At 51.2% G+C, this 6,212-nt stretch carries 5 protein-coding genes and 2 pseudogenes; 3 read left to right on the plus strand and 4 right to left on the minus strand.

The annotated features are described in order from the left end of the window. Positions 1-371: pseudogene (locus tag ACESLU_RS10185) on the minus strand (ABC transporter permease); the annotation flags it as partial. Between the two features lie 95 nt (positions 372-466). Further along, entirely contained in the window at positions 467-2,002 is a 1,536-nt protein-coding gene (lysS, locus tag ACESLU_RS10190; RefSeq protein WP_372638549.1) for a lysine--tRNA ligase, read from the minus strand. A 550-nt stretch (positions 2,003-2,552) separates the two neighbouring features. Here lysS and ACESLU_RS10195 point away from each other — a divergent pair. Genes ACESLU_RS10195 through ACESLU_RS10205 form a run of 3 tightly spaced genes read left to right on the plus strand, consistent with a single transcriptional unit; the run spans position 2,553 to position 4,236 of the window. Beyond that, the gene (locus ACESLU_RS10195) at positions 2,553-3,185 is read left to right on the plus strand and encodes a 4'-phosphopantetheinyl transferase superfamily protein (protein ID WP_372638550.1); all 633 of its coding nucleotides are present in this window, start codon (positions 2,553-2,555) and stop codon (positions 3,183-3,185) included. Between the two features lie 18 nt (positions 3,186-3,203). Then, positions 3,204-3,338, plus strand: a complete 135-nt coding sequence (locus ACESLU_RS10200; protein WP_372638551.1) for a hypothetical protein — start codon at positions 3,204-3,206, stop codon at positions 3,336-3,338. Between the two features lies 1 nt (position 3,339). Next, positions 3,340-4,236, plus strand: coding sequence for a Rossmann-like and DUF2520 domain-containing protein (locus tag ACESLU_RS10205; protein WP_372638552.1), 897 nt, complete (start codon positions 3,340-3,342; stop codon positions 4,234-4,236). Between the two features lie 2 nt (positions 4,237-4,238). Here ACESLU_RS10205 and ACESLU_RS10210 read toward each other — a convergent pair whose 3' ends face one another. Beyond that, on the minus strand, positions 4,239-5,114 hold the full coding sequence (locus ACESLU_RS10210) for an endonuclease/exonuclease/phosphatase family protein (RefSeq protein WP_372638553.1): 876 nt from the start codon (positions 5,112-5,114) through the stop codon (positions 4,239-4,241). 454 nt (positions 5,115-5,568) lie between these two features. Further along, a pseudogene (locus tag ACESLU_RS10215) lies at positions 5,569-6,212 on the minus strand (hypothetical protein); the annotation flags it as partial.

The raw sequence follows: 6,212 nt of genomic DNA on the forward strand, positions 1-6,212 counted from the left end.
ACATCCCCCTCCTCGTCGACCCCTTTCACCAGGATGCCCGCAACCTCCCCGGACGACTGCACCATCGCCTGTCCCTCTACCACCGCCTGGGCTTGCTGAATGACGGGATAGTCGGCGAGATCGGCAAGCAGCGTATCCGATCGCAGGATCGGTTGGTCACTGAAGGTAGAGACAGTCACGTGGGGCGCAAACCCCAGCACCTTGTCGTCGATGGCGGATTTGAAACCATGCACGATCGACAGGGCGATAAGCAGTCCCGCCGAACCGACGGCCACACCGGTAATCGCCATCGCTTTGATAAAACTCAGGAACCGCGAGTCTTTGCGCTTGCCTTTAAAATACCGGAGCGCCAGATACCATTCGAATTTCATTGCGGCGTGGTTATTTATTAAGGATCATTTGATACCGATTCATTTTCATTGTTACCAGCGTTTCCGCCCATTAACCAATAACAAATAACCAGTACCTACTTTTCCGGTTTCATCAGGGGGAAAAACAGGACATCCCGGATGGACTCGGAATCCGTCATAATCATTGCCAGCCGGTCGATCCCGATACCCAGTCCCGCCGTGGGAGGCATCCCGTATTCGAGGGCCTGCAGGAAGTCCTCATCCAGGGCCATGGCTTCCTCGTCCCCATCGGCACGCAGGCGCGCCTGCTCCTCAAAACGTTCCCGCTGGTCAATCGGGTCATTCAGCTCGGAGAACGCATTGGCAATTTCCTTGCCGTTGCAGATGCACTCGAAACGCTCGACCAATCCCTCTTTTTCACGATGTTTTTTGGCGAGGGGACTCATTTCAATGGGGTAGTCGGTAATGAAGGTCGGCTGAATGAGTTTCGGTTCCACGTACTCGCCGAAAATTTCATCAATAATCTTTCCTTTTCCGAAGCTTTCCTCGAGTTCAATATTCAGATCACCGGCCGCTTCCTTCAATGCTTCAAGATCCTTGCCATACAGGTCTTTGCCGGTTTCCTTTTCAATCGCCTCGAACATGGGGATGCGCGGCCAGGGGCGCTGAAAGTCTATTTCATGGTTGCCTGCCGTCACTTTGGTCGAGCCATGCAGCGATTTGGTGACGTGCTCGACCATCGCTTCCACAAAATCCATCATCCAGTTGTAGTCCTTGTAAGCAACATACAGTTCAACCTGGGTAAACTCGGGATTATGAAAGCGGGAAAGTCCCTCGTTCCGAAAATCCTTTGAGAATTCATACACCCCGTCATAACCTCCGACGATCAGTCGCTTGAGATACAGCTCGTTGGCAATGCGCAGGTACAGTTTCATGTCGAGGGCATTGTGGTGCGTCACAAACGGCTCGGCCGTTGCGCCGCCGTAGATAGGCTGCAGAATGGGCGTTTCCACTTCCATATAACCCTCGTCGTTCATAAAGCTGCGCATCGCCTGAACCATCTCGGTTCGCTGTTGAAAGACCTCGCGCACCCCGGGATTAACGATCAGATCGAGGTACCGCTGGCGATAGCGCTGTTCCTTATTGGTAAATGCGTCATACACTTTGGTCTCTCCATTCTCCGCTTCCACCTCCTTGGGTACCGGAATGGGACGGAGCGTCTTGCTGAGCAACTGGAATTCTTCGGCGTAGACGGTGGTTTCGCCGGTACCGGTTTTGAATACATATCCTTTAACGCCAACAATATCCCCGATATCGGAGAGTTTTTTGAAAATGGTGTTGTAGGTCTCTTCTCCCACATCGTTGCGTCTGAGGTAGACCTGAATCTCCCCCCTGGAATCCTGAAGGTTAAAAAACGTGGATCCGCCCATGATGCGGCGCGTCATAATACGTCCCGCCACCGAAACCCGCTCAACCTCGCCGGGGTCCTGCTCGTCCTGTTTTATCAGCTCGGGATGCTCGAGGATGTACTGGCTGGTATGGGTGACGTCGAATTCGTAGGGATAGGGATTCGCGCCCATTTCCCGAAGTTCCTGGAGTTTTTCGAGACGAATTTCGTGTTGTTCACTTACTGAAGATTCAGTGTTGCTCATGGAAAAAAGGCTAAACTTTGTTCTGATATAGTTATATGATTTTAAGTTGCTAAAAATAGGGAATTAGCCAGAGAATTGTGAGTTTTTTCTATATCCCAATTGTCGGCGGGGATTTTATTCCTCTGCCAGGTGACGCAACAGGGGGACAACGTTCGCCGTGATTCATATCCCGCGCAGGGGCAATACCCAGGAGGCCCATATGTTACAGGTCAATGCCTTATGAGAAGGTTAGGCAAAAAATTGGGGGGATGGGGAAAGCGGGCTGAATTTTATATCATCAATTTTTATCATCGAATAAAAGCAGTAATTTTGTAGGTTTAAAAGCGCAAACAGTACACTGTTGGGAGTCTTTAAGCATAGAATCTTTGAAAAGCCAGGTATTCTGATCAATATTAACCCCCGGGTACATTTAAAACTGACGCATGGAAGGCATAAATGAGGATGGTGGATTAGCGAAAATACACTAATTGGCCATTAGAACCGTTTTTTAAGCGCTCCTTTAAATAGCTGTTTATAATTAAAAAGTTTGTTTGAGTCCGGACCATTGTATATGATCGACATTCTTACAGAATTGACCGATTCACCGCCGTTTAAGAGCATCTTTGCCCTTCAAGAGCTCGAGGCGCTTACGCCAACACTGCTGGAGCAGCTAAGCAGCGAAGAACGGCGGGAACTGGAGTCATTTCATAATGAAAAGCGCAAGCGAGAGTTCGCATCATCCCGGCGGCTGCTCAGGCAGTTGGCCGGGGAGTGGGGGGTGCCGGGCGAAGCGTTTATAGTCAGTAAAAATGAATTGGGAAATCCTTTTGCCGAAACGTCCTCATCACGGTTCGAAGCAAGCATCGCCCATACCGACCGGGTGGTATTTGGGGGACTCAGTTCGAGCGAGCCGATCGGCATTGACGTGGAACCGCTGGATCGAAATGTCTCCGACCGGGTACGCGCACGGATGATGCATCCCGTCGAACGGCGAAACGGACTCGATATTCCGACCATCCGCCTGTGGACTATCAAGGAAGCGTATGTCAAGCTGCGGGGACAGGGTTTGCGGCTAAATATGAACGAGGTGTGTGTGCAGCGGGAGGGAGCGGAGTTTATCGTAGACCTGGACAGTAATAATAGAGCCAAAGTTTGTAGTTTTGCATACCGGGAACACTGGTTGGCAATAGCATTTTATCAGTAATCATGATAGATATTTCATATGAATACCCTTTCTTACATCATGCGGGAAACAGAAAAGGACATGTCGAAAACCCGGAAGCTTTACCGGGAGGAGGCTGCCAGCCAGGACCTCCGGCTGTCTTTGCGGGAGAAGGATTCAACGGAGATAATATAGCATGAACATATCTGATATTGAAATAACTGTTATTGGCCTGGGAGCCCTGGGGTCTGCCTTGACTGAGGCTCTTGCCGGTCATGACCTCGAGCTGAGGAGCGTATTCAGCCGTAACCGGAAAAAATTGAAGGCCATGGCCGAAACGCACAGAGTAGCGACGGCCTCCTCCTTTCCGTCCTCATTGGGACAACTGGGGGAGGTGGTGTTTCTGACGGTGACGGATGCAGCGATTGCTGAGGTTGCGGACCGGCTGTCCGCACTCGGCGATGATTTCTCGGACAGGACGTTTGTCCACTGCTCGGGCAACGAATCCGCCGCTCTTTTGGAGGCACTAAAAGAAAAAGGAGCCCGGACCGCCTCCATGCATCCCCTGCAAACCTTTAATGCCTATTCGGGTGCTGGCGATTTTAATGATATTTATTTCAGCCTGCAGGGCGATGACGCGGCCTTCCCGCTGCTCGAGCGCATGGCCCAGCTGCTGGGAGCCGAAACACTGATCGTTACCGAAGAACAGAAATCCCACCTGCACGCTGCGGCCGTGTTCGCTTCCAACTATCTTATAACCCTGCTGGACGCCGCAGCCGAGACCGGCGGACTGAGCGGACTGGATAAGAAGCAGGTCCGCGGGGCCCTTTACCCGCTCATTGACACAACCTTGCAGAACCTTCAGTCCACCTCCTTCCCGGAGGCCATCAGCGGACCGATTGTCCGTGGTGACGTGGAAACCGTCACCCAACATCTAAAGCTGTTGAGTAATCAACGGGAGCTACGGATGTTATACACCGTTTTGGGGCAACAGACCGTGGACAGGGCAGAAGAGGCGGGCAGGCTGGATCAGGCGTCCGCAGAAGAGGTTCGCGGGCGTTTAACCAAGGCAGAGCGGAGCGATGACAGTTGAACTTACTTCAACCGTATTTCCGCAAAAACCGGGAGATGATCCGAAGGATAATAGCCCTCCCGAAAAGAAGTAATGGTAGCGTGTTTGAGGACTTCAACTGCGTTATTGGTAAAGATGTAATCGATCCGACGGCCCTGTGAGGGAATCTGCACCTCAAATCCCCCGCCGGTAAAGGCCGGTCCCACGTGCGGGAGCTCGGACGTATGGATGGCATCTGCCATGGATGAAGAAGTCAATATTTGATAGGGTTTGCTTTCATCGACGATATTGAAGTCCCCCATCAACACGACGGGCCGATCACCCGCTATTTTTTCGATGGTGTCGATGATGATTTGAGCGCTTTCGGCGCGGGCCCTCTCCCCCACGTGATCAAAATGCGTGTTAAAAACAAAGACACGGTCCCCGCTGGATTTAACCTCAAACTCTCCCCACGTTACGACCCGGGGCAGGGCGGCGTCCCAGTCTTTGCTGGGTTGGCCGGGCGTTTTGGAAAGCCAGATCGTACTGTCGCTGCCGGCAACCAGCTCCACCTTCCGGGGATCATAGAAAATTGCAGAAAATTCGCCGCCTTTCTTCCCGTCTTTCCGGCCTTTGCCGATCCACCGGTAGTCGGTGAGTGCACGGTCAATATCCTCAAGCTGGTGGAAAAGCGCTTCCTGAGTCCCCAGGAAGGCCGGTTCGTAAAATTTAACGAGATTTGTCACTCGGTCCTTGCGGTTGTCCCACGTATTGGGAGCATCATCGGGATTGTCATACCGAATGTTGTAGGTCATCACGCCCAGCGGCTCCTGCTGTGACTGGGCCTGTACTTCAGGTGTGATGGCCGCCATCGCGATCACGGAAGTCAAAATGAGAAAGAGGGGAAATAACGTTTTCATAGCAGCAAATGGGTATGTTAACAAGAGTTCGACAAGAGTAACAAAGCTCTGCATAGAAAAAACTCGTGATTATAATAAGCGTCCACACTTATCTTGTTTCAAGCGTGGGCGCTTAAAACAGCTATACTTTTCTTTTTAATTCGTTCGAACCCAGGTTATGTTCATAATTTATGCGTTTGTGTACATTTGTTTAGACCGGTTTTCTAACCGGGAAAAGTTGTCTGTGAGCAAGCCAATCCACAAAAACATGTGTGGCACGTCGTCCTGCGCTAAGCGAGCATTTTGATATTCAAGGCGGCATACGAAGCCATTTCGCGGATGTCACAACGATGGTAATGTTCGTTTATATTTTAAAGAACTGCAACTCAGAGTCATTAAACAACTTATTCTTGCACCACAGGACGTCCTGTCACAGGCTCATCATGTATAAACAATCGGCTTGGCGGTGCATCGGTTACCAAAAGGAAATTACAAGTATCAAGGTAGCCGTACAAACAAAGAAAGCAAATCCTTTGGAAGAAAGATACCAGGGGCCGCCGTATTCTTCAGCACGCTGTTTATGGTGCGCCATCTCACGGATGGTTCCCAGCGCACCTTCTTTTTCACGCCCGGCTGCCCGGGTACGGGGATGCAGGGCGCTGGTAACGGCCATTACCAGGCAGCTGAAGATAAAGATGATGGTGGCGGAATAAAGATAGTGCACGGTTCCCCAGACCGGGTAGACATAATTATTGATGATCATAAGGAAAGCGAACAAAGTGCCAAGCAGAAGGGTATGGAAAGCCCCTTCGGCGGAGGCCCGCTTCCAAAGCAATCCGCCCAAAAAACAGGTGACTACCGGGGGCGTAAGGTAAGCGAGCACCGCCTGCAGGTATTCCCAAAGCGTGGGGAACTGCTCAATAAAGGGAGCCCACAGGGAGGCGATGGTCACAAAAAGAATAATGAATATCTTCCCCACTAAGATAAAATGGCGTTCGCTTTTAGCGGGGACCATATTTTTATAAATATCGAGGGTGGCAATGCTCCCGGAGGCCGTAAGAGCCGAGTCTATGCTCGACATCAGGGCGGCGATGAACCCTGTCATGACGATTCCCAGGA

This window comes from Fodinibius sp. (genome assembly GCF_041642155.1).
Classification (GTDB): domain Bacteria; phylum Bacteroidota; class Rhodothermia; order Balneolales; family Balneolaceae; genus Fodinibius.

What these genes read in the sequence shown, in the direction of transcription:
- lysS (WP_372638549.1), bottom strand. Translation starts at nt 2,002, where the DNA reads ATGAGCAACACTGAATCTTCAGTAAGTGAACAACACGAAATTCGTCTC.
- ACESLU_RS10195 (WP_372638550.1), top strand. Translation starts at nt 2,553, where the DNA reads ATGATCGACATTCTTACAGAATTGACCGATTCACCGCCGTTTAAGAGC.
- ACESLU_RS10200 (WP_372638551.1), top strand. Translation starts at nt 3,204, where the DNA reads ATGAATACCCTTTCTTACATCATGCGGGAAACAGAAAAGGACATGTCG.
- ACESLU_RS10205 (WP_372638552.1), top strand. Translation starts at nt 3,340, where the DNA reads ATGAACATATCTGATATTGAAATAACTGTTATTGGCCTGGGAGCCCTG.
- ACESLU_RS10210 (WP_372638553.1), bottom strand. Translation starts at nt 5,114, where the DNA reads ATGAAAACGTTATTTCCCCTCTTTCTCATTTTGACTTCCGTGATCGCG.